Annotated in this window: 17 protein-coding genes and 4 pseudogenes; 6 read left to right on the top strand and 15 right to left on the bottom strand. The window is 69.6% G+C overall.

Annotated elements, in window-relative coordinates; translation table 11 throughout:
- Positions 1–115: 115 nt before the first annotated feature.
- The 4 genes from ACFYXM_RS05955 to ACFYXM_RS05940 form a co-directional block, all read right to left on the bottom strand.
- Positions 116–787: a DUF2637 domain-containing protein gene (locus tag ACFYXM_RS05955; protein ID WP_389287255.1), complete on the bottom strand. Its 672-nt coding sequence runs from the start codon at positions 785–787 to the stop codon at positions 116–118.
- A 346-nt stretch (positions 788–1,133) separates the two neighbouring features.
- Positions 1,134–2,669, bottom strand: a complete 1,536-nt coding sequence (locus ACFYXM_RS05950) for a DnaB-like helicase N-terminal domain-containing protein (RefSeq protein ID WP_389287253.1) — start codon at positions 2,667–2,669, stop codon at positions 1,134–1,136.
- A 130-nt stretch (positions 2,670–2,799) separates the two neighbouring features.
- A complete protein-coding gene (locus tag ACFYXM_RS05945; protein WP_389287251.1) occupies positions 2,800–2,979 on the bottom strand; it encodes a hypothetical protein in 180 nt (59 codons plus the stop codon).
- 237 nt (positions 2,980–3,216) lie between these two features.
- The gene (locus tag ACFYXM_RS05940; protein ID WP_389287249.1) at positions 3,217–4,650 is read right to left on the bottom strand and encodes a recombinase family protein; all 1,434 of its coding nucleotides are present in this window, start codon (positions 4,648–4,650) and stop codon (positions 3,217–3,219) included.
- Between the two features lie 29 nt (positions 4,651–4,679).
- Here ACFYXM_RS05940 and ACFYXM_RS05935 point away from each other — a divergent pair.
- Positions 4,680–5,360: pseudogene (locus ACFYXM_RS05935) on the top strand (LLM class flavin-dependent oxidoreductase); the annotation flags it as partial.
- Positions 5,361–5,516: 156 nt separating this feature from the next.
- Here the strand turns inward: ACFYXM_RS05935 and ACFYXM_RS05930 are convergent.
- The 4 genes and pseudogenes from ACFYXM_RS05930 to ACFYXM_RS05915 form a co-directional block, all read right to left on the bottom strand.
- Positions 5,517–6,059, bottom strand: a complete 543-nt coding sequence (locus ACFYXM_RS05930; RefSeq protein WP_389287247.1) for an RNA 2'-phosphotransferase — start codon at positions 6,057–6,059, stop codon at positions 5,517–5,519.
- 166 nt (positions 6,060–6,225) lie between these two features.
- Complete coding sequence (locus ACFYXM_RS05925; protein WP_389287245.1) at positions 6,226–7,206, bottom strand: MerR family transcriptional regulator; 981 nt, start codon at positions 7,204–7,206, stop codon at positions 6,226–6,228.
- Between the two features lie 52 nt (positions 7,207–7,258).
- Positions 7,259–7,921: pseudogene (locus tag ACFYXM_RS05920) on the bottom strand (alpha/beta fold hydrolase); the annotation flags it as partial.
- Positions 7,918–8,768 (bottom strand): annotated as a pseudogene (locus ACFYXM_RS05915) (M24 family metallopeptidase). The pseudogenes ACFYXM_RS05920 and ACFYXM_RS05915, both read right to left, overlap by 4 nt.
- A 207-nt stretch (positions 8,769–8,975) precedes the next feature.
- Between ACFYXM_RS05915 and ACFYXM_RS05910 the strand changes: the two are divergent.
- From ACFYXM_RS05910 to ACFYXM_RS05890, 5 genes and pseudogenes are all read left to right on the top strand, one after another.
- Positions 8,976–10,091, top strand: a complete 1,116-nt coding sequence (locus ACFYXM_RS05910) for an ABC transporter ATP-binding protein (protein ID WP_389287243.1) — start codon at positions 8,976–8,978, stop codon at positions 10,089–10,091.
- Positions 10,088–10,999, top strand: coding sequence for an ABC transporter permease (locus tag ACFYXM_RS05905; protein WP_389287241.1), 912 nt, complete (start codon positions 10,088–10,090; stop codon positions 10,997–10,999). The genes ACFYXM_RS05910 and ACFYXM_RS05905 overlap by 4 nt, the downstream gene beginning before the upstream one ends.
- Complete coding sequence (locus ACFYXM_RS05900) at positions 10,996–11,907, top strand: ABC transporter ATP-binding protein (RefSeq protein WP_389287239.1); 912 nt, start codon at positions 10,996–10,998, stop codon at positions 11,905–11,907. The genes ACFYXM_RS05905 and ACFYXM_RS05900 overlap by 4 nt, the downstream gene beginning before the upstream one ends.
- 30 nt (positions 11,908–11,937) lie before the next feature.
- Positions 11,938–12,657, top strand: coding sequence for an ABC transporter permease (locus ACFYXM_RS05895; RefSeq protein WP_389287237.1), 720 nt, complete (start codon positions 11,938–11,940; stop codon positions 12,655–12,657).
- 406 nt (positions 12,658–13,063) lie between these two features.
- Positions 13,064–13,383, top strand: a pseudogene (locus tag ACFYXM_RS05890) (hypothetical protein); the annotation flags it as partial.
- Between the two features lie 544 nt (positions 13,384–13,927).
- Here ACFYXM_RS05890 and ACFYXM_RS05885 read toward each other — a convergent pair.
- The 7 genes from ACFYXM_RS05885 to ACFYXM_RS05855 form a co-directional block, all read right to left on the bottom strand.
- A complete protein-coding gene (locus tag ACFYXM_RS05885) occupies positions 13,928–14,725 on the bottom strand; it encodes an HAD family hydrolase (RefSeq protein ID WP_389287235.1) in 798 nt (265 codons plus the stop codon).
- On the bottom strand, positions 14,722–16,011 hold the full coding sequence (serS, locus tag ACFYXM_RS05880) for a serine--tRNA ligase (protein ID WP_389287233.1): 1,290 nt from the start codon (positions 16,009–16,011) through the stop codon (positions 14,722–14,724). Before serS ends, ACFYXM_RS05885 begins: the two co-directional genes overlap by 4 nt.
- Before the next feature lie 683 nt (positions 16,012–16,694).
- Positions 16,695–17,630 carry a prephenate dehydratase gene (pheA, locus tag ACFYXM_RS05875; RefSeq protein WP_389287230.1) on the bottom strand — a complete coding sequence of 312 codons (936 nt, stop codon included), beginning with the start codon at positions 17,628–17,630 and terminating at the stop codon, positions 16,695–16,697.
- A 173-nt stretch (positions 17,631–17,803) separates the two neighbouring features.
- A complete protein-coding gene (gene efeB / locus ACFYXM_RS05870; RefSeq protein WP_389287700.1) occupies positions 17,804–19,132 on the bottom strand; it encodes an iron uptake transporter deferrochelatase/peroxidase subunit in 1,329 nt (442 codons plus the stop codon).
- Positions 19,133–19,206: 74 nt separating this feature from the next.
- Positions 19,207–21,309 (bottom strand): copper resistance CopC/CopD family protein, encoded by a 2,103-nt coding sequence (locus tag ACFYXM_RS05865; protein WP_389287228.1) that lies wholly within the window; start codon positions 21,307–21,309, stop codon positions 19,207–19,209.
- A 14-nt stretch (positions 21,310–21,323) separates the two neighbouring features.
- On the bottom strand, positions 21,324–21,779 hold the full coding sequence (locus ACFYXM_RS05860) for a copper chaperone PCu(A)C (RefSeq protein ID WP_389287226.1): 456 nt from the start codon (positions 21,777–21,779) through the stop codon (positions 21,324–21,326).
- A complete protein-coding gene (locus ACFYXM_RS05855; RefSeq protein ID WP_389287224.1) occupies positions 21,776–22,429 on the bottom strand; it encodes an SCO family protein in 654 nt (217 codons plus the stop codon). The genes ACFYXM_RS05860 and ACFYXM_RS05855 overlap by 4 nt, the downstream gene beginning before the upstream one ends.
- Between the last annotated feature and the right edge of the window lie 127 nt (positions 22,430–22,556).

Raw genomic sequence — 22,556 nt, 5'->3', positions numbered from 1 at the left:
GGGACGGTGGGGTCGTGCATCGCGAACGGTTCTCCGGGAAGGGCGTCGAAGGCAGGCGAGGGTGGGCCGCAGGCGGCGGGATGGGCATTGAGGTTCCGGCTGGCCGCAGGGTCGGTCAGCCGTGGGTCGAGGCAGTCTCAGGCTCAGTCTCGAACTCAGGCCGAAGGATGTTCATCACTTCGGTCAGCCGCTTGCCGCTGACCGAAAGTCCCTTGTCCCGTATGGCCTGCTGGACGATTGCCCGTGTGAGGCTGTTCCTTTCGGCGACGGCGATGCGGCCGATCTTCACGAGGTCGTCGAGGGTGGCCCCGGGCGGTCGGCCGCCGCGCGGCTTGCTCTGCGGAACCAAGTGCTGGGGTTCCGGTCGCTGGACGGAAGTACCGGCCGCCGGTTGAGGTACCTGATCGGGAACAGGGACCGGGCGGTCGGCGGGCTCGGCAACGAGCTGGTGGATTTGCCGCATCAGGACGCCGAAGGCGAGGAGCGCGGCGGTCGGCGGGACCGCGGCGACCACGTAGTCGAGCCAGTGCACAGTGTGGGAGTCGCCCGCTCCGCTCACGCCCGCCACGTTGAGCGCGATGGAACCGACCGATCCGATGGCGGTGATGGCGATGGCCCATCGATCGGTGACCTGGCGCAGACCCGCACGGAGCATGAGCAGCTCGCCCGCGACGATGAAGGCGTCCAGGGTGGCGGGCCACGCCCACCGCCGGGCCGGGAAGCTGCCGAGCCCGTGCTTCCCGGCGACTTCGGCGAGGTGCGCGTACGAGAGCCAGAAGGCACCCACGGTAAGGGCGACGATGACGCCTCCGGCCGCCGCGAGCCGTATCGCTCGGTGCTCTGCTTGGTCATGCCCGCGCTCCTGTCGCCGTGACGACAAGCTCTGGGGCGGTGCCAGCCGGGGGTGCGGTGGTGAGCAAGGAAAGTTCTCCACGAGTTGTGAGGGCGGGGGCGCTTACGCTGCCCCCTCTTCAAGGAGGGGGCAGCGCGTACGCGCCAAGGGTGTGAATGCGCCGTTCGACAGCGCGTAGGCGCCTGACCTGTGTTTTCCCGAGATTCGTACGCGGCGGAGGTGGTGCGTACGCGCCTTCGGCGAGTCGAGGCGCATACGGCACCGCGTACGGGGCCACCGGTCAGGAAACGGCGGTCATGTGGTGGGTGACGGCCTTCCAGCGGGTCGCCTGACCGCCCCCGGTGCCACCGCCGGCACCGGTCTCCTGGGTGGCATGTCCGCTCTTGGTGAGGTTCTCCAGGCGACGCCTCGCCTTGGCGATGTCCGCCGCGATGGGCTTGCCCTCACCGGTGATCTGGGTGGCGAGCTGGCGTGCGGTGAGCCCGCTCGTGCCCGCCTGCCGCAGGAGGGTCAGCGGATCGAGGCTCGTGTCGACGCGCGAGGTGCCACGGGGGTGGTCGTGGATGACCGGCAGCGGGCCGATCTCGTCGTCGATGGTCTTGAGGTGGTGGAGGTGGACGACGGGGTCTCCGGCCGCGCCGCTGAGGAACAGAACGCTTCCCGCCCCGGCAGTGAACCAGGCCGAGCCATAGACCTGGTCCAGGACGGGGCGCTGAGTGCGAGAGGCGTCGGGCCCCTGCTTGCGTTGGTGGTGCAGTTCGAGAAGCTCGACTCCGTCGCGCAGGAGCTGCTGTCGGGCGTTGTTGTACGCGAGGCCGGCCTCGTCGTCGGTGAGCTTGCCGACCACGTCCTTGAGGCTGTCGATCACCACGGTGTCCGCCCTGTGCTCGGCGGCCAGCTCGGCGAGAAGCTGCGGCTCGGTGTTGAGCGAGGCAGGCAGCGGTCCCGACCAGAAGACCAGACGCTGGCGCAGGATGTCCCGGTCGGCTTGGTGCACGACTCGGGTGAAGGCACGGGCGAGCTGGCTGGGCCGGTCCGCGGCGATATAGAGGACCTTCTCGCCTTCCCGCACGGGCATGTCCAGGACCTGGGCGAGCAGGCCGAGGCGAGCGAGGACGATCTGCTGCGCGATCGTCGATTTTCCGACGCCCGGTGGCCCGACGAGCATCAGGCTCTCACCCGAGGCCCATGCCGCTTTTCCCGGCGTCCCCCACACGGGCTCGGTGGTGGCCGGAGTGTCGGCGACGAAGGACCAACCGTCCACGGCGTATCGCTGGAGTCGTCCGCCCGAGCTGCGTCGGGCGCGGTCGGCGGCCTCGCTCAGCGAGGCCGCCAGCAGGCTTCGTACCTCGGCCGGGTCGGCTCCCGGCGCGGTGGCGCCTTGGAGCACGCGGACCGCCGTGGCTTGCAGCATCCGGAGATCGGCGTGATGGCGCACAATGTTCGCGTAGTAATCGGCTCCGGAGCCCACCGCGGCAGCCGATGCGAGGGTGTGCAGGTAGGGGGCGCCTCCGACACGGGCGAGGTCCCCTCGGAACCGCAGATGGTGAGCGAGCGCGATCGGGTCTGTAGGCGCACCCTGTCGTCGCAGTTCCAGAAGGGCGTACCAGATCGTCGTGTGCGCCGACCGGTAGAAATCGCCAGGCTCCAGTGCCTGGCGGACCTCGTCGATGACGGCAGCCTGATACATGCAGGCCCCCAGCACGGCGGCTTCGGCTTCGACGTCGTGCGACGCGGTGGACGGCACGTCGAAGGTGTCCACCGGGGTGAGGTCAGCCGATGGTGCTGGCCACTGCGGGGTCGTACCCTGGGGCACAGAGCTTCCTTGTCTCGGGCCGATACGGACTGGCAGGTCCCGGCACCGTGTAGATCGTTTTGGGCGGTCGTCTTGGGAGTCGCTGCGGCCTTGGTGCTCCAACACCGGGGCCGCTTCTCTGTACGGGGCCTCAGGCGGCCTTCTCGAACCGTGAGCCGGTCATCAGGTCGGCCAGCCGTGCCGCGCTGTGCGGGCTGATCGTCGTGATGAATCCGGCGCAGACGCGTCGCAGGGCCTGGGCCCGGGCTTCCTCCTGTCGTGCGGCTCGGGTGGTCGTCGGTGCTGTGCTCGCCTCGGGCAGCAGGCACACGGGGCAGCTCCTTGCGGGCGTTGCGGGGATGGCAGTCCCCGCAACGCGTGAGGTCGTCGGGCGGTCGTTTGCATTGCGCTGCTCCAGACGCTCCAACGCCCGGGGCCGCGCGTGCCGCGCTCACGGACGACTGGCAGGTCGTCCGTACGTGACGCCTCTAGCTTCCGGAAAATCGCCGGTTGGGCTAACCGGCGTTTTCGTGCATAATGCGCCCCCGCCTGAAACCGTGGCCGACCTTCAGAGCTGGTTCTGCTCGAGGTCGATGCGGTCCCAGTCGAAGACTCCGCTCGGCTTGCTCGACGCGTCGATGACCACGCCGGAGAAGAGGAAGCGGAGCACGGCGTTGCGCCGCTCGTCCGTCATCTCGTCGGCCTCCCAGGCAACTCTGGCCCCCGCCCCCGTGAGTCCGTCGAGCAGCTTCACCGGCCGCACGACCATTCGCCGCTGGGCCTTGGCGATCCGGTCGGTGATCTCCTTGCGCATCGTCCGGTACTCCGCCGTGGAGATCTCCTTGACGGTCCACATCTGGTTGAGCTCGGCGAGCTGCCGCTGGTCTGCCTCCACCGCCTCGGTCAGGGTGTTCGTCGGTGTGGCGGAGGCGAGTTGGCCGGAGACAGTGAGGCGGCCGAGCAGGTCGATCGCGGCCTCGGTGACGAACTCCTCCAGCTTCACGGCGGCGATGCGGCGGACGCACTTCTTCTCGTCATTGCGGCTCTTGCGTGTGCACAGGTACGAGGGCACGGCCCCGACCTTGGTACCGGACATCAGGGTGCCGCAGCGCTTGCACATGACCAGGCCGCGCAGCAGGTAGAAGCGGCGCAGCTCCAGGTTGGTCTGGTGGATCGCGGAGCGGTACTCGCGGCGGGCGCGGACCTCGGCCCAGGTGCCGGCGTCGATGATGGCGGGCCACTTCCCGGCGCCGACCTCCTCGCCTCGGTGCATGCGGATACCGGCCACGTGGCGGGAGTCGAGCAGGGCTCGGACGGTGCCCTGGGTCCACTCCTTGCCGTACACGGTCTTGATGCCACGCTTGTGGAGGACGAGAGCGATGGCGACTGGGCTCTGGCCCTTGAGGTAGCGGTCGAAGACCTCGCGGACGATCTCGGCCTCGTCCTCCCTGACGGTCATGCCGTCGGGCTCGTACCCGTACCGCCGCTTGCCCGAGTGCGGCATGCCGGTCTCGGCCCGCTCCGCCAGCGCAGACTTCAGCCGCCGGGAGGTGTCGTCGGATGAGCGGCAGGCATGGGCGACCTCGATGCGGAGGATGAAGCGGTCGTCGGGGTCGGAGAGGTTCCGGCGGTTCGCCTCCCCATGCAGCACGATCGCGTGCTCGTCGGAGACCTGGAGCAGCTCCTCCAGGTCGCGCGGCTGTCGCATGAGTCGGTCGGGGTGGTACGCGATGACGTGCCGGAACTCTCGGCGCCGGGCACGTTCGAGGAGTTCGTCCCAGCCGGGGCGCTTGCGGTTGCGGCGCCAGGCGGAGCGGCTGTTGTCGACGAAGACGTGGGCGGGGTCGATGACCAGGCCTCGCCGCTCGGCGATCTCCCGGCAGATGCGCTCCTGCCGGTCGACGCCGGTCTGATCGTCATCGTCGGCCTGGGATATTCGGCAGTAAAGGGCGGCCGGTTCACCTGGGGTGATGGTCGGCTCTCGGTGCTTGGGGCGGGGCATGGCACCGATGGTATGAACACGGGTTGGGCTCGCCCAACTTCAGGCATCCGGTGACCCTGGCCAAGGAGCTGATCTCGCTCGACGACATCTCCGGCGGCCGGATCACGCTCGGCATCGGGGCGGGCGGCAGTGGCTTCGACGCCACCGCACTCGGACAGGAGGCGTGGACGCCGAAGGAGCGCGCGGACCGGTTCGGCGAGTTCCTCCCTCTGCTCGACCGGCTGCTCACCGAGGACGCGGTCACCCACCAGGGCACGCACTACTCCGCGAACGAGGCCCGCACCATCCCCGGCTGCGTCCAGCGCCCCCGGCTCCCGTTCGCGGTCGCCGCGACCGGGCCGCGCGGGCTGAGGCTCGCGGCGCGGTACGGGCAGGCGTGGGTGACGACCGGCGACCCGAAGCTGTACGAGGAGGGGACCCCGGAGCAGTCGGTGGAGGCCCTGCGCGTGCAGGCCGAGAAGCTGGGCAAGGCGTGCGCGGAGGCCGGCCGGGACGCGGCCGAGCTCGACAAGGTCCTGCTGGCCGGCTTCACCCCGGACCGGGGCCGCCCGCTGGAGTCCGTGGACGCCTTCGTGGACTTCGCGGGACGCCACCGCGACCTCGGCTTCACCGAGATCGTGATCCACTGGCCGATTCCCGACTCCGACTTCGCCGCGGACGAGAAGGTCTTCGAGCGCATCGCCACCGAGGGCCTGGTGCAGCTCGGCTGATCTGCGCGTCCTCGCCGGCCCTTACGTCACCGAACGGCGGGGACGAACGGCAGTGCCCGCACTCGTCCGCCCCGCCCCGGGGACGGCTCCCTACGTCCTTGGGGTCTCGCGTTCCCCGTCGCCCGCCCCGCACGACCCGGGCGACGCCCCCCGGGTTCAGCCGCGCAGGCGCAGGAACGAGGGCGGCACGGCGGCGGTGAGCCAGACGCCGTTGGCGCTGACGTAGAAGGTGTGGCCCGCGCGGTGCATCGCGCCGGCGTCCACGGACAGGACGACCGGACGACCGCGGCGTGCTCCGACCCTGGTCGCCGTCTCGCGGTCGGGCGAGAGATGGACGTGGGTGCGGTCCATGGGGCGCAGGCCCTCGCCGCGGATCGCGTCCAGCGCACGGCCCACGGTGCCGTGGTAGAGGTACGCGGGCGGCTCGGACGGCGGCAGGCCGAGGTCCACGGGGACGGTGTGGCCCTGGCTGGCGCGGATGCGACCGTTCTCGACGACGAAGCGCTGCTTGTCGTTGACGGCCACGACATGGTCGAGCTCGGCACGGGTGAGGGAGAAGCCGTGGCGGGCCGTGGCGCGCAGCAGCTCGTCGATCGGCACCCATCCGTGGGCGTCGAGCGTGATTCCGATTCGTTCCGGTCGATGTCGCAGGTGTTTCGAGAGATATTTGGACACCTTCACGGTGCGTTTTTCTTCCATGTCCTCAGCCTGCCCGGGCTGTTTCCGGTGCGCATCCGCATTTCATAGTGATTCACTGAAGCAATTTTGTTTGCTTCGGTAATTTTTCCCTCTCAGGTTTGATCCACAGCCAACTCGGTTTACGCACAGGGGTATTGAGCATTCTGTGGACAAGTCAGCTGTAGAATCAGGTGATTTGATCAACCTGCCCTGTTGTGTCATCGGGTGAGATTAGTGCGTCCAATGTCCGTGCCTGCACCTCTCGTTCGGTGGCTGCCGTGACGAATGCGGAGACGTTGTCGGTCCCAACAAGCCTCCGAACACGGCGGATTGTCTCCCTGGGAACGGGTACCGGCGTCGTTTCGGGTGCCGAGGAGCCGGGGGCTGGAGCCGTGTGCGTGCTCAGGTGATGACGTAGGTGAAGCGTGGCGAACGTCCGCATGGCACGGGCGAGTTCCGCTTCCACCGTCTGCTGGGCGAGTGGGCGCAGTCGGCGCACCACGGGGGCGGCGTCCGTCGCGTCCGCCTCGGTGGGCAGATGATGGCCCACGTAGCGCGCGAAGGCGTATTCGTCGGTGAACTCCAGGAAACGCTCCGCTATTTCCTCCACCTGTCCTCGAAGCTCCCGCAGGTGCGCGGAGATAGCGCGCAGCGGAACACCGGCCACGTGCAACTCCACCGCCACGGCGAGCTCCTGCGGACTGGGGACCAGGAATTCGTCGTCGCGCCCCGGGACGCGTTCCAGCACGCCTAGGTCCACCGCCGCGGCGACCGCCTCGTCGTCCGGGCTGCCGCCGAACCGGGCGTCCAGCTCGGCCCGCGTGATCCGGCCGGCCCGCTCGTCCGTCCAGGGGCCGTGCACCTCGGCGACGAGACCGAGCACACCGCCCAGACCGCGGCCGGCTTCCCAGGCGTCCAGCAGCTCCTTGATGCTCGCCAGGGTGTAACCGCGGTCCAGCAGGTCCGCGATCTGCTGGAGCCGGGCCAGGTGGCTGTCCCGGTACACATTGGCCCGGCCGCGTCGCTCCGGCGTCGGCAGCAGTCCGCGGTCCTGGTAGGCGCGGATCGTGCGGACCGTGGTTCCGCTGGCATGGGCCAGGTCCTCGATCCGGTACTCGGCGGCGGACCGCTCCGCCGCCGCGGACGGCGACTGCCCGGCGCCGGTCACAGCGGCGGCGTCAGACGGGCGATCCCGCGCAGCGCGCCGGGACTGAAGCGGGCCAGGCGCCGTGCGCCGCGACGTCGGGCAGGGAGGACGTCGGGTAGCCGTCCGTGGGCACCTTCTCCAGACGTCGCAGGAGTTCCGGCCACCGTTTGCCGAGCGGACCGCGCCAGGCGAGCTCGGGCAGGACCGGGGTGTGCAGCATGTAGACGTACCAGGACTTGGCCCCCTGGCCGAGCAGCTGTCCCACCCGGCGCGGGGTGGGCCGCGTCATCCGCTGCTTGATCCAGTGCCCGAAGTGGTCCAGCGAGGGCCCGGACATCGAGGTGAACGAGGCGATCCGGCCCTCGGTGCGCTTGACCGTGACGAACTCCCAGGACTGGACCGAACCCCAGTCGTGCCCGACCAGATGGACCGGCCGGTCCGGGCTCACCGCGTCGGCGACGGCCAGGAAGTCGTCGGTCAGCTTCTCCAGGGTGAAGCCGCCGCGCAGCGGCCTGGGCGCGGTGGACCGGCCGTGACCGCGCACGTCGTACAGCACCACGTGCCACTGTCCGGCCAGCTGTCGCGCCACATCCGCCCAGACCTCCTTGCTGTCCGGATAGCCGTGGACGAGGACGATCGTCGGCCGCTTGTCGTCGCCCAACTCGGCCACGCACAGCTCGATTCCGCCCGTGCGGACCCGGCGCTCCCGCGCCCCCGTCAGACCCTGCGGACTCATGCCGCCACCCTCTCCTCGGCCCAGCGCCGCACATGCGGCAGATCGTCGTCCAGCCAGAAGCGCTCTGTTCGGGATCCTTGGAGTCGGTGACCACCAGGATCTCCTCGAACTTGGCGCCCGTACCCCGGAATGCGAGGCGGGGTTCGACCGTCCGCAGCCCCGGCCGCGGCGGGTGGCCGGAGAAGCGGTACGGGCTCCACAGCGGTGACCAGCCCTCCCGGTGGCCGTGCAGCGCGTCGCTCAGCCACCCCTTGAGGGACTGGGCGCCGAAGCCGAACACACGCGGGGACCAACGGCGTTCGGGAACACGGTCGATCTTGTGGGCGATGACGCCGAGGAGATACGCGCGATGCCGGTTTGCGTACCCCTGCTTGACCATCAGCCGGTCGACGTCCTCGTGGATCTCGCGCAGCGGACGCCGCTCCCGCACCTCGCGCAGGATCAGCTCGCGGTGCGTCTCCAGATCGGCGAGGAGCTTGTCGTGCAGGGAATTGGGCCCGAGGCAGCCGGAATACCCGATGTCCGCCGTGAACCCCTTGTACACCGGTGCCGTGCCGAGGATGAACGGTATCCCCGGCTCCAGCCGCCGGTCGGTCGGGAAGAACTGCAGGGGCACCTTGAAACCGACGAACGCCGTCCGGTCCCCGAACCAGGCGAACGGGAGGTGGAACCAGTCCCGGACCCCGCGCTCGCGCAGCCAGTCGCGCTGCATCCTGGCCGCCTCGCGCTCGGTCACCCCCGGCACGAGCCGTCCGGCGACCGCCTCGGCGCAGGCGTACGCGAGACGCTGCACCTCCGCGAAACCCCGTAGTTCCGGGGCTCGTTCGTCCTTCACCGCCGAAGTCATGCCACCGTCCGTTCCCCGCTGTGTGCGGTACGTGTCCGTAACGTGACACTGATGAATGTGACAATGCCCCGCGGCTACGTCAAGAGGTCTGCGGAGACCTGTGGAAAACCACGGGCGCCCGTCGCGGCCCCGGATCCCCCTCCGGGCGGTGGTCCCCCTACGGGCCCGTACACCTGGAGTCTGAGGCGTTGTCCAACCCCAGGGCTGATGTGCGGTGTGGCCCGCGCCACTACCGTCGGAGCCGTGACTGTCATCGCGACCGAAAGCCTGAGCAAGCGGTTCCCACGGGTGACCGCGCTCGACCGGCTCTCCCTGGACATCGGACCCGGCGTGACCGGCCTGGTGGGTTCCAACGGAGCCGGCAAATCCACATTGATCAAGATCCTGCTGGGTCTGTCCCCCGCCACCGAGGGCCGGGCCACGGTGCTCGGTCTCGATGTCGCCACCGACGGCGCCGCCATCCGGGAGCGGGTCGGATACATGCCCGAGCACGACTGCCTGCCGCCGGACGTCTCGGCCACCGAGTTCGTCGTCCACATGGCGCGGATGTCCGGTCTGCCGCCCACCGCCGCGCGTGAGCGCACGGCGGACACCCTGCGCCACGTCGGCCTGTACGAGGAGCGCTACCGCCCCATCGGCGGCTACTCGACGGGCATGAAGCAGCGAGTGAAGCTGGCCCAGGCACTCGTGCACGACCCGCGGCTGGTTCTGCTCGACGAGCCCACCAACGGTCTGGACCCGGTCGGCCGCGACGAGATGCTCGGGCTGATCCGCCGCGTCCACACCGACTTCGGCATCTCGGTCCTGGTCACCTCGCACCTCCTGGGCGAGCTGGAACGCACCTGTGACCACGTCGTCGTCATCGACGGCGGCTCTCTGTTGCGCTCCAGCTCCACCAGCGACTTCACCCAGACCACCACGACCCTCGCGGTCGAGGTCACCGACACCGACACCCATCCGGACGGCACGGCCGCGCTGCGCCGGGCCCTCGTCCGGGCCGGCGTCGGTCTCGTGGGTCAGGACGGTCTGGACGGACAGGGGCTGCCCGGCGCGGGCCACATCCTGCTGGTCGAGGCCACCAGCGAGGAGACGTACGACATCGTGCGCGACAGCGTCGCCGCGCTCGGGCTCGGCCTCGTACGGATGGAACAGCGACGCCACCACATCGCCGAGGTCTTCCGCACCGAGGAGGAGCCCAGGACCGGCGCCGCCGCAGGGGCCGCGGGTGGTACCGCGGCCGTGCCGGCGCCGGCCGAGCCCGCGTCCGGGCCCGCCGCGGCCGCGGACCGGAAGGGCCTTGCAGCAGAGGGGGATCGGCCGTGACGAGCACACAGACCGGAGCCGTGAGCGGGAGCGACACCTCCCGTATCCACAACATCGGGTACCGCTCCTACGACGGCCGCCGGCTCGGCCGCGGCTACGCGCGCCGCTCGCTGTACTCGCAGTCCCTGCGGGGCGCCTTCGGACTGGGACGTTCCGCCAAGTCCAAGGTGCTGCCGATGCTTCTCCTCGGCGTGATGTGCGTGGTCGCGGCGATCATCGTCGCCGTCTCCATCTCCATTCCGGGCAGCACGGCCCTGCAGATGAAGTACACGTCCTTCGCGATCTACATGCAGGCCGTCATCGGCCTGTTCGTCGCCGCCCAGGCGCCGCAGTCGGTTTCCAGAGATCTGCGTTTCAGAAGTGTTCCGCTGTACTTCTCCCGACCGATCGAGCGCGTCGACTACGTCGTCGCCAAACTGGCTGCCATGGCGTCCGCGCTGCTCATCCTCACCGGGGCGCCACTCGTGATCCTCTACGCGGGCGCGCTGCTGGGGAAGTTCGACTTCGTCGAGCAGACCAAGGGATTCGGACAAGGGATGCTGTCGGTGACGCTGCTCTCCGTGCTCTTCGCCGGACTGGGACTGGTGATGGCGGCACTCACACCGCGCCGCGGCTTCGGCGTCGCCGCGGTGATCGCCGTGCTGACCATTTCCTACGGCGCTGTCTCCACGGTGCAGGCCATCGCCTGGCAGACGGGTTCCGAGGGCGCCGTCGAGTGGCTGGGGCTGTTCTCCCCGATCACGCTGATCGGGGGCGTGCAGGCCGCGTTCCTCGGCGCCGGTTCGCCCTTCCCCGGCGGGGCGGTCCCCAGGGCCGGGGTCGGCGCGGTCTATCTGTTCGCTGTTCTCGCGCTCGTCGCCGGCTCGTACGCCGTACTGATGCGCCGCTACCGGAGGGTCGGGCTGTGACCACCATCGAGATCGACCACACCTCGCGCTGGTTCGGCAACGTGGTCGCCGTCAACGACGTGAGCATGACGGTGGGGCCGGGTGTCACCGGGCTGCTCGGGCCCAATGGCGCGGGCAAGTCCACACTGATCAACATGATGGCCGGCTTCCTCGCCCCGTCCACGGGCGCCGTCACGCTCGACGGACGGGCGATCTGGCGGAACGAGGCGGTGTACAAGGAGATCGGCATAGTCCCGGAGCGGGAGGCGATGTACGACTTCCTGACCGGCCGCGAGTTCGTCGTCGCCAACGCGGAACTCCAGGGCCTCGGCGACGCGGAGGCCCGTCGGGCGCTGGCCACGGTCGAGATGGAGTACGCGCAGGACCGGAAGATCTCCACGTACAGCAAGGGCATGCGCCAGCGCGTGAAGATGGCGTCCGCCCTGGTCCACGAGCCGTCGGTGCTGCTCCTGGACGAACCGTTCAACGGGATGGACCCGCGTCAGCGGATGCAGCTGATGGAGCTGCTGCGGCGGATGGGGACCGATGGACGTACCGTGCTCTTCTCCTCCCACATCCTCGAAGAGGTCGAGCAACTCGCCTCGCACATCGAGGTGATCGTGGCGGGACGGCACGCGGCATCCGGCGATTTCCGGAAGATCCGTCGGCTGATGACGGACCGCCCCCACCGCTATTTCGTCCGCTCCACCGACGACCGCGCCCTCGCCGCCGCGCTCATCGCCGACCCGTCGACGGCCGGTATCGAGGTGGACCTGAGCGAGCGGGCCCTGCGCATCCAAGCGGTCGACTTCGGGCGCTTCACCGAACTGCTGCCGAAGGTGGCACGCGAGCACGGAATCCGCCTGCTGACCGTCTCGCCGTCCGACGAGTCCCTCGAATCGGTCTTCTCCTATCTCGTAGCGGCCTGAGTAGTGGCCTGAAAGGAGCTGTGCATCGTCATGTACGACCCCACAGTCGCCCGGCTCACCTACCGGGCCCTGCTCGGCCGACGCCGGGCCGCCATCCTCTTCGTCCTGCCGGTGCTGCTGGTGGCCATCGCCGTGGCGGTACGGATGTTCGCCGGAGCCGACGACCAGGTCGCGTCGGACGTGCTGGGAGGCTTCGCCATCGCCACGATGGTGCCGCTGATCGGTGTGATCGCCGGAACCGGGGCCATCGGCCCCGAGATCGACGACGGATCGATCGTCTACCTGCTGGCCAAGCCGGTGAAGCGGTCGACGATCATCTGCACCAAGCTGATCGTTTCCATCGCCGTCACCATGGTCTTCTCCGCGCTGCCCACACTGATCGCCGGCCTGATCCTCAATGGCAACGGCCAGCAGATCGCGGTGGCGTACACCATCGCGGCACTGGTCGCCTCGATCGCGTACAGCTCGCTGTTCCTGCTGCTGGGCACGGTCAGCCGGCACGCGGTGGTCTTCGGCCTCGTCTACGCGCTGGTGTGGGAGGCCCTGTTCGGCTCGCTGGTGCCGGGGGCGCGCACGCTCAGCGTGCAGCAGTGGTCCCTCGCGGTGGCCGAGAAGGTCGGCGGCGACGGTGCGATCACTTCCGACGTCGGGCTGCCGGTCGCGACCGTGCTGCTGGTCGCGGTCACGGTGGCGGCGACCTGGTACGCCGGTCAGAAGCTGCGCACGCTGAAACTGGCCGGGGAGGAGTGAGCCCGGTCGGGGGCCCGTGAGGGCGGCCTGAGCCGGGCGCCTCCGCGCGTTCCCCCTCTGCGTTCCCGTTCCATGTTCCTTCTTCGGGTGCTCGAACGCTTCGAGCACCCGAAGCGGAGCCTCGGCTGCGCTTGTCAACCCTCGTCCTGCGGGCGGGGGTTGACGTGTTTCGGCCACACGTGCGCGTAACTGTACGGTTATCGCTTCGCCATGCGGGATGCGTGGAGGCAACTGGGATCCGTGGCGTCGTAGCGTTCGTGAACCGGGGATTGCCGGTGCCGGTGGGGGAGAACCCGCCGGGTCGGTCATCGAGTGAGTGGCAACCGTGGCGTCCTCCGCCCTCAGGCCCGGGACAGGGCTGTCCATCACCCGTTCCACGATCGGAAGGCATGCCCGTGCCCACAGAAGTCGCCCCGTACGTATGTATCTGCTCGACGCCGAGCAGGACCCGCGGGCGGGCTACGCCTCGCTCGAACGCCGTGTCACCCGGGTCGAGAGCTGCGTCGCCGGAGCGGGCGGCGCGCTCCAGGAACTCGGACCCGTCCTCGACCGGATGTCGCACGGGCTCGACAGCCTCGACCGGAGACTGGACCTCACCCATCGGGTCGTCGGTGCCATGAGCGTGCGGCTGGGGCACCTGTCCGAGGACGTCGTCCGGATCGACGGCAGGATGGACGTCTCGCCCGCCGGCTGAAGGAGCTGAACCGCAGGGGCAGGCAGCGCTGATCCGCAGGCCGTTCACGGCCCTTGGGCGTTGCCCGAAATCGAGTGGCGTCCAAGGGCCGTCCCCGGCACAGTGGTTTGGCGCGGCGATGTCGGACCGGGCCCTGCGGGCCCGAGCCCCGGCACGGTGCACGTGCCCAACGGAAGCCGTACGCCCGCGTGTACGCCACAGACCGGGAGAGGAGCGCGACGATGACCGACAGTCCGAGTCCGTCGAGTTCCCATCAGGGCGGTCCCGAGACGGCGCCGGAGTAGTCACCGACGACTCCGCCGTGCCGATCGGGGCAGAATGCCCGGGGCGGCTTCTTCGCGCCTTCGCGCGCGGCCGCCCTCCCGGAGGATTGGCCGAGTGGTAAGGCAGCAGCTTGCCAAGGGCTGTCCCGTAATCCTTGGTGGATCAGCGTGGGTGGATCAGCGTGCGGCGTCGGATGTGGTGCGTCGCAAGGCGGAGGGTCGTTCTCGTACGGGGCGTACGTGGACGATCCCGACAGCGTGGCGAGGCGCCGTGCCAGGCGTCGCGGGCCGGACGGGACTTTCGCAACACGCCCTAGAGCAGGCGCTCCAGGACCACGGCGATGCCGTCGTCCTCGTTGGACGCCGTCATCTCCTGGGCCACGGCCTTCAGGTCCTCGTGCGCGTTGGCCATGGCCACACCGTGCCGTGCCCAGGCGAACATCGGAATGTCGTTCGGCATGTCGCCGAAGGCCAGCGTGTCCGCGGCCTTCACGCCCAGGCGGCGTGCGGCGAGCGAGAGCCCGGTCGCCTTGCTCAGCCCCAGCGGGAGGATCTCCACCGTGCCCGGACCGGCCATGACCACGTCCACCAGACTGCCGACGGCCGCTCGCGCGGCCCTCGTCAGCGTGTCGTCGTCCAGCTGCGGGTGCTGGATGTAGACCTTGTTCAGCGGGGCGGCCCACAGCTCGGCCGGGTCCTGAGTCACGACGGACGGCAGCGGCCCGTCCTGGATGCGGTAGCCGGGGCCGATCACCACTTCGCCGTCGAGTCCGTCGCGGCTCGCCGCCAGCGCCAGCGGGCCGACCTCGGCCTCGACCTTGGCCAGCGCGAGCCCGGCGAGCTGGCGGTCCAGTGTCAGCGAGGTCAGCAGCCTGTGCTCGCCCGCGTGGTAGACCTGCGCTCCCTGCCCGCAGACCGCGAGGCCCTCGTAGCCGAGGTCGTCCAGGATGTGCCGGGTCCACGGCACACCGCGGCCGGTGACGATGATGTGTGCGGCACCGGCCGCGGCGGCCGCGGTCAGTGCCGCACGGGTGCGTTCGGAGACCGTCTCGTCGTTGCGCAGCAGCGTGCCGTCGAGGTCGGTCGCGACGAGTTTGTACGGAAAGGTCACTTGGCGACCGGTTCCAGCACCTCGCGCCCGCCCAGGTACGGCCGGAGGACCTCGGGGACCCGTACCGAACCGTCGGCCAGCTGATGGTTCTCCAGGAGCGCCACGATCGTGCGTGGCACGGCGCAGAGCGTGCCGTTCAGCGTGGCCAGCGGCTGGAGGACCTTCTTGCCGTCGCGGGTTTCGCGCATCCGGACGGACAGACGGCGCGCCTGGAAGCTGTCGCAGTTCGACGCGGAGGTCAGCTCGCGGTACTTGCCCTGGGTCGGGATCCACGCCTCGCAGTCGAACTTGCGGGCGGCCGAGGCGCCCAGATCGCCGGTGGCGACGTCGATCACCTGGAAGGGCAGCTCAAGGGCGGTGAGCCACTGCTTCTCCCAGTCGAGGAGCCTGTGGTGCTCGGCCTCGGCGTCCGCGGGGTCGACGTACGAGAACATCTCCACCTTGTCGAACTGGTGGACGCGGAAGATGCCGCGGGTGTCCTTGCCGTACGTGCCGGCCTCGCGGCGGTAGCACGGCGAGAAGCCCGCGTACCGCAGCGGCAGCTTGTCGGCCTCGATGATCTCGTCCATGTGGTACGCGGCGAGCGGGACCTCGGAGGTGCCGACCAGGTAGAAGTCGTCCTTCTCCAGGTGGTACACGTTCTCCGCGGCCTGGCCGAGGAAGCCGGTGCCCTCCATGGCGCGCGGGCGGACCAGCGCGGGCGTCAGCATCGGGACGAAGCCGGCCTCGGTGGCCTGCGCGATCGCCGCGTTGACGAGGGCGAGCTCCAGCAGCGCGCCGATGCCCGTCAGGTAGTAGAAGCGCGATCCCGAGACCTTGGCGCCGCGCTCCATGTCGATGGCGCCCAGCATCTCGCCGAGCTCCAGGTGGTCCCTGGGCTCGAAGCCCTCGGCCCCGAAGTCACGGATCGTGCCGTGCGTCTCCAGGACGACGAAGTCCTCCTCGCCGCCGACCGGCACGTCCTCGTGAACGATGTTGCCGAGCTTGAGCATCAGGCTCCTGGCCTCGGCGTCCGCCTCGTCCTGTGCCGCGTCGGCCGCCTTGACGTCGGCCTTCAGCTGCTCGGCGCGCTTGAGCAGCTCGGCGCGCTCCTCGGGCTTCGCCTTGGGGATGAGCTTGCCGAGCGATTTCTGCTCGGAACGGAGTTCGTCGAAGCGGACGCCGGACGACCTGCGCCGCTCGTCGGCGGAGAGAAGGGCGTCGACGAGGTCGACGTCCTCTCCACGGGCGCGCTGGGAGGCGCGAACACGGTCGGGGTCCTCACGGAGCAGGCGAAGGTCAATCACCTCTCCAGGCTACCGGTGCGCGCTTCCGCAGCTCGAACCGATATGGCCGAGCGTGTCATTTTGCCCGAATTGAGAGAATTGATAAATGGCGGGGGTATTGTGCATTCGGCGTCGGTCCGATTGTGTTCGGTATCGGATCCGGCCGGTCAACGAAATGAGTTTACTCCCCCAAAAGGGCTAAGGACGCTTGCTTCCTTGACGCATCTGCCCCGCGAAGGGCGGGAGTTGAGGTCTCCTTGTCCACAGGTGTCGACCCCTGTGCGAGTTATCCACAGGCTGTGAGGAAAGTCTGTGGATGACGGAGGAGCGCGCTCCGGAAGTGACGCCGTGGCGCACAGAATCTTCGCTCAAACCTGCCGAGGGTGCCCGTTCGGGTGGGGATTGCTTGTTTTGCGGGGCTGATCACCGGAATCGGGGCGGTGGTGAGTCACCCGGCCGGGCCGGGTGACTGTGGATGCATCCGGGTCGATCGGGGTGATGTGTCGATCATGTCGCATTCCGATGTCGACTTGTCCCCAGGTCGAGAACCGTCCCTGTGGATAACTCCTGGGTGGTGTGGGGGTACCGAAAATCGGCTGGTGATATCGGCCTCGCCCCGGCCCTGCTCCCGGCTCCGCTCTCGGCCCCGGCCCCACTCCTGCGGTCCGGGTCCCGCCCCGTTCCGGTGCTGCCGTGGAGTGGTGTCAGACCCGGCCGTCCAGGTTCCGGGCCAGCCAGTCGGCTGCCTCGGTGAACTCCGCGTCCGACGTTCCGGGCCGCAGCAGCCGTACGTCCTTCGGCTCCACCCCGGCCCGCGGATACGACCCGAGGAACCGTACGTTCGGGCAGATCCGCTTCAGGCCCATCAACGCCTCGCCGACCCGCCGGTCCGCGATGTGGCCCTCGGCGTCCACAGCGAAGCAGTAGTTGCCGATGCCCGCGCCCGTCGGCCGCGACTGGATCAGCATCAGGTTCACTCCGCGTACCGCGAACTCCTGGAGCAGTTCGAGCAACGCACCGGGCTGGTCCTCGCCCAGCCAGATGACCACCGACGTCTTGTCCGCACCCGTCGGCGCGGCGGGCCGGGCCGGGCGGCCCACCAGGACGAAGCGGGTCTGCGCGTTCTCCGCGTCGTGGATCTCGGTGACCAGCGGCTCCAGGCCGTACGTCGCCGCCGCGAACTCACCGGCGAAGGCGGCGTCGTACCGCCCCTCCTGCACCAGCCGGGCGCCGTCCGCGTTGGACGCCGCGGATTCCCACACGGCGTCCGGGAGATGGGCGGCCATCCAGTTGCGCACCTGCGGCTGCGCGGCCGGATGCGCGGTGACCGACTTGACGTCGGACAGCTCGGTCCCGGGCCGCACCAGCAGCGCGAAGCTGATGGAGAGCAGCACCTCGCGATAGATCATCAGTGGCTCGCCGGTGGCCAGCTCGTCGAGTGTCGTGGTGATGCCGCCCTCGACCGAGTTCTCGATCGGCACGAGCGCCGCAGCGGCAGATCCGCTGCGCACCGCGTCCAGGGCCGCCGGGACGGAGACCATCGGCACGAGTTCGCGGGTGGCGGCTTCCGGAAGCGTACGGAGGGCGACCTCGGTGAAGGTGCCTTCGGGGCCGAGATAGGCGTAGCGCGTGGCGGACATACCGTCACCCTAGTGCCCCTCCCGGCGACGTCCGCCCCCGTCGGACCGCCCGGACCCGCACGCTCGACGGCGTCGGCCACGAGTTCCCGCGGGGGCGGCCACAAGCCCTCGTGGAGTCGGTCCGAGGGCTTCCGGCGGCCTCGCGCCGAGGTTTCGGGAATCCAGCCGGGGTTTCAGGAATCCAGAAGCCGCTGCCCCACGTACTCGCCGTCCGCGGCCCCGCCCGGTACCGCGAACAGGCCGCTGGACTCGTGCCGGATGAAGGGCGACAGGGCGTCTCCCCGGTCCAGCTTGCGCTGCACCGGCACGAACCCGCGAAGCGGATCCGCCTGCCAGCAGATGAACAGCATTCCGGTGTCCGGAGTCCCGTCCGCCGCGATGCCGTCGTGGTAGGAGAACGGGCGCCTCAGCATGGCCGCGCCACTGTTCTTCTGCGGGGAGGAGATCCGGGAGTGCGCGTTGTCCGGAATCAGGAGTCTGCCGTCCGGACCGGCCTTGTCGAGGTCCATGGGCGTGGTCTCGGAGCCGCCGCTGAGCGGGGAGCCGTCCGTCTTGCGCCGCCCTATGACGCGTTCCTGCCGTTCCACCGAGAGTTTCTCCCAGTCGTCGAGCAGCATCCTGATCCGGCGCACGACCGCGTACGAACCGCCTGCCAGCCAGTCGTACCGGGCGTCCGTCCCCGTCGCCGGGACGAAGACGCGCTGGTCGAAGTCGTCGTCGGCGGGCTTGGGATTGCCGGTGCCGTCGATCTGACCCATCAGGTTGCGGACGGTCATCGGCCGTGCGGTGGCACCCGGAGCGCGGTTGAAGCCGTTCATCTGCCAGCGGAGCCGGGTGGATCCGGCGGCCTCCTTCTGCACGGCGCGCAGTGCGTGGAAGGCGACGAGCGCGTCGTCGGCCCCGATCTGCACCCAGAGGTCGCCGTCGGACTGCTTGGGGTCGATGCGGTCGTTGGAGAACGGCGGCAGCGGGTCGAGCCCCTGCGGGCGGTGGTCGACCAGGCCGGTGCGGTCGAAGAAGGTGCGTCCGAAGCCGAAGGTGATGGTCAGCGACGACGGTCCGGCGTCCAGGGAGATTCCGGTGTCGTGGGCCGTGCCATCCGCCGCACCGCCGTCCGCGGGTTCACCGGCCATGAGGCGTCGAGCCACCTCCGACCAGCGGCGCATCAGGGCGGCGGCTTCCTTGCGGCCTGTACCGGGCGCCAGGTCGAAGGCGACGAGATGGCCGCATGCCTGAAGCGGAGTGGTGATCCCCGGTTGGTGTTTCCCGTGAAACATCACCTGTGTGGACCCGACCGCGGTCAGGGCGGTCGGCGCGTCGGGCCGGGTGGCGGCATAGCCGGTCGCGCCGCCGGCCGCCCCCAGCACCAGGCCGGCGGCGCCGGTCGCGCCCACGCCGCCCAGCAGTCGCCGCCGGGAGAGGCCGCCGTGGCCACTGCTCTCGCCGTTCCCACCGGTGGCGATGCTCCCGACGTTGCTGTTGCTCTCGCTCTTGCCGTTGATTCCGCCGTTGTTCCTGTCGTTCTTGCCGGTTGTACTGCCGTTGTCGCTCTTGTTGTTCACGCTCATGATTCCGCTCAGCCGATCTTCACGTTCTTGTCGACGGTCGTCTGGTCGATGTCCGAGGTACGCACGGTCACGGCAACCTTCCAGTTGCCCGCAATCGGGATCTGGACGCCGCTCGCGGTCCAGTGGCCCTCGGCGAACCGGGTGGGGACGGCGGGAAGCGGGCCGATGCCCTTGGACTCCAAGGTGAAGGCGACCTTCAACTCGGGGACGTCCATGGCCTTGCCGCCAGGGTCCTCGACCCAGATGTGGAGTGCGTCGGTGCCGGTACGACCGGGGGCGATGTCCATGCGCACCGTCCCCTTGCCGTTCTCGCCGCCCGTGTCGAACGGCAGCTTCACGGTGACCGGGCCCTCGGTCGCCGAGACGGCCGCCGTCGTGGAGCCGCGGGCCTCCTCCTCGGTGCGCGCCGGCTCGGTCGAGGTCAGCACGGTCGTCACGGCCAGGAGCGCGACGGCGACGCCGACCTCGGTCAGGACCGAACGGCGCAGCCCCGAACGGTCGGGGTCGGCGTCGCGGAGCCGTTTCTTCGCGGCGGTGGCCACGGCGGCCCTCTGCCGGGCGAGCTGTGCGGTCCGCGCAGGGTCCTCGGCCGCCAATGTGGACGCCGATGCCGACGTCGATGTGGACGCCGAGGAGTCAGCGTCGATGGTGCCGGTGCCGGTGCTGGCACCGGTATCGGTTCCCGCACCGCTGTCCGTCATGGCGGCCTCGGTGTCCGTGACGGTGGCTCCGGCGCCGTCGTCGTCCCGCTGCTCCTCCGTACCGGCCTCGGCGTCCTCGCCGTCGCGTCGCTCCGTACCGGCGTGAGCACCGGCACCGCCCAGGACCAGCCGCGCGGTCCAGCGGCGCGACCTCCAGGCGATCGCGACCATGACGGCGACGAGCCCCACCTTCACGAGCAGTAGCTGTCCGTAGTCCGTGCCGGTGAGCGCGGACCAGCTGCCGACCTGGCGCCAGGACTGGTAGATCCCGGTGGCGGTGAGCACCAGCACGCTGCCGAACGCGATACGGGAGAAGTGCCGTACTGCCGCCGCATCGATGTCCGGAGTCCGGTAGAGCGCGACGAGCAGTGCCGTCAGTCCGCCCAGCCAGACGGCGACGGCCAGCAGATGGAGCAGGTCGACCGGCATGGCGATGCCGGGCTGCGGGCCCGCCGAGGCGTGCTCGGCGAGCGACCAGGTAGCGGCGATCCCCGCGGCGATCACCGCCCCGCCCGCGGCCAGTCCGAACGTGAGGCCCTTCCGCTCGTGCTCGCCCGCGCGCCCCGCCTGTGTCCGTGCGTACGCCCCGAACAGTACGGCGATGAAGAGGGCGGACGCTCCGAGCAGCAGCAGCCGGGAGACGAGCGCCGCCCCGGGCTTCGTGTCGAGCACGGCCTTCAGTCCGTCGAGGTCGAAGACGTCCGCGAGCTTCCCCGAGCCGGTGTAGGGGCTACGCAGCATCAGCATGACCAGGGTGGCGACGGTGAGCGTCATCCAGCCCCGTACGACCAGGCGCTGCAGGGGCCGCGCGCCCGCACCGCGCGGCCAGCAGGCCAGCACGAAGGCGGAGCCGCCGACCAGCAGGATGAAACCGGCGTACGCGACGTAGCGCGCGATGTCGTAGAGGGCACCGACGAGGCCGCCGCCGGCCTCCTTCGAGGGGAGGGCGACGGCGGTCTTCGAGGGGGCTCCGACGGAGAACGTGAAGGCGCCCGAGATGGGGTGACTGTCCGCCGACACGGCCTGCCAGGCGACGGTGTACGTACCGTCGGGCAGTCCGGAGCGCAGCGGGACGCTGTACTCCATGGTGGAGCCGCACATCAGATCACGTGGGGCGGTGCCGGTGTCGGCGCGTTTGCCGCTGGGGTCCAGGACCCTGATGGAGTCCTCGCCGAGTGCGACGGACTCGGAGAAGCTGAGCTTGATGTCCTGGGGAGCGGTGTCGACCACCGCCCCGTCCTGCGGATCGCTCCCGGTGAGCGCGGCGTGCGCGGACGCGGTGCCCGCGCCGCCCAGCAGCAGGCTGAACACCATGCTGACAAGGGCGGTGAGGAGCGCGGCCGCGGCCAGGAGGCGGCGTGACGCGGAGGTGGCCGGGGATGGTCCGAAGTGCGGGGCGGTGGCTGTCATGACGTGTCAGTCCCTCACTGCTTCTTCGGGTTGTAGGTGGTCTCCTTCACGGGAAGGTCGACCTTGATCGTGTCGGCCTTCTCGAAGTGCAGCTCGACGGAAACCTTGTCGCCCTGCTTGGGCTGTTCCTTGAGCTTCATGAACATGAGGTGGTTTCCGCCGCGTTCCAGGTCCAGTCGGCCGCCCGCGGGCACCTCGAAGGACTTCACCATGCGCATCGCCCCGTTCTTCGTCTCGTGCATCGAGACGTCGTCCGAGAGCGGGCTGGTGACCGAGGTGAGCCGGTCGGAGGCGCCGCCGCTGTTCTTCACGACGAGGAAGCCCGCCGCCATGTCGTCGACCGGCTGCGGCATGAACGCGCCGGTCACCTTCAGTTCGGGCTCGTCATTCGCGGACGAGCATCCCGTCAGTGTCAGCGCCAGCCCGGTGGCGAGGGCGGCGGCTCCGGCGAGGGCGGTACGGCGGTTCACGGGTTCTCCCCCTTGACGATCTTGGGCAGGTCCTTGGTGTAGTCCTCGGGCGAGGTGTCCTCGCTGTAGATCAGGTAGCCCTTGTCGGTCTTCGGGGAGAACGCCATGACCTGGGAGCCGTGCATCGAGACGACCGTGCCGTCCTTCTCCTTCTTCGGCGCGTCGATGCCGATGCCGATCTGACGTGCGCCCGCCTGGATGGTCGCGAAGTCGCCGGTGAGGCCGATGAAGGAGGGGTCCTGGGACTTGAGCCAGGTGCCCAGCGAGGAGGGGGTGTCCCGTTCCGGGTCGGTGGTCACGAAGACGACCCGGAGGTTGTCCTGGTCGGCCTTGGGGAGGGACTTCTTGGCGATGGAGATGTTGCTCATGATGAGCGGGCAGACGTCGGGGCAGTTGGTGTAGCCGAAGTAGATCAGCGTCGGCTTGCCCTTCGTCTGCTCCCGGAGGTCGTACTTCTTCCCGTGGGTGTCGGTGAGAACGAGGTCGGGCTTGGTGAACGGCTGGTCGAGCACCGTCGCGGCCTTGGTCTTGGCCGGGGCGGAGACGTCGGCCACGGGCTGCTTGGCGGCGGTGCCGTCGCCGCCGCAGGCGGACAGGGTGAGCGCCGCCGCGGCGACGAACGCCGCGGCCAGCACTGTTTTCTTACGCATGGAGCACTGAATCCTGGTGGGTCGATGGGGTTGGTGGGTCGATGGGGTTGGTGGGTCGAGGGGACTGGTGGATCGGGGGACTGGTGGATCGGGGGACTGGCGGGCGGAGGGGGCGCCACGGAGCCTT

The sequence above is a fragment of the Streptomyces sp. NPDC002476 genome (genome assembly GCF_042889785.1).
GTDB lineage: Bacteria > Actinomycetota > Actinomycetes > Streptomycetales > Streptomycetaceae > Streptomyces.
This window is presented reverse-complemented; position numbering and strand designations above follow the sequence as displayed.